A 416-nucleotide genomic window follows, 5' to 3' on the forward strand; every position below is an offset into this window, starting at 1 on the left:
GTCAGGAAGAGTCCGCTAAAGGCTGCATGGTCGGTTGCAAAGGCCATTGTTGTCGATGCCGGCATGGATTCAATCCCGATGCTTCGGGACAACGCCGCAATCGCGCTGGTGTTCGGCACAGGCSTCGAGGACCGGCTTCRCGCCGCCCTCAGGCAATTCGAGTTGGCCTACCGCGAYGCCACGCAACAGATGGASAAGRTGCAGCGCATCGAGGTGTCCGTGTTCGGCGCAGACCGGGGCGGGGTCCTCGCGCGCGCATTCGTCAATGAACTCGTGCGCAAATACAAGCGCCGCCACGACGATGATCTGGCCATCGAGGGCAATACCATCGAAATCAGGTTTCTGGGCCTGCTCGATGCGGTGTCCTCGGTGATGGCGGAGAACAAGCTGCTCGATTTTCTTCCGCTGACCAACAT

General features: G+C 60.1%; 1 protein-coding gene. It reads left to right on the forward strand.

What is annotated here, in order from left to right:
* Positions 1-416: hypothetical protein (locus AC1DDH_RS20685; RefSeq protein WP_476956247.1), on the forward strand; the 416-nt coding region annotated here is incomplete at both ends.

It is taken from the genome of Arthrobacter sp. 10T425, assembly GCF_056393985.1.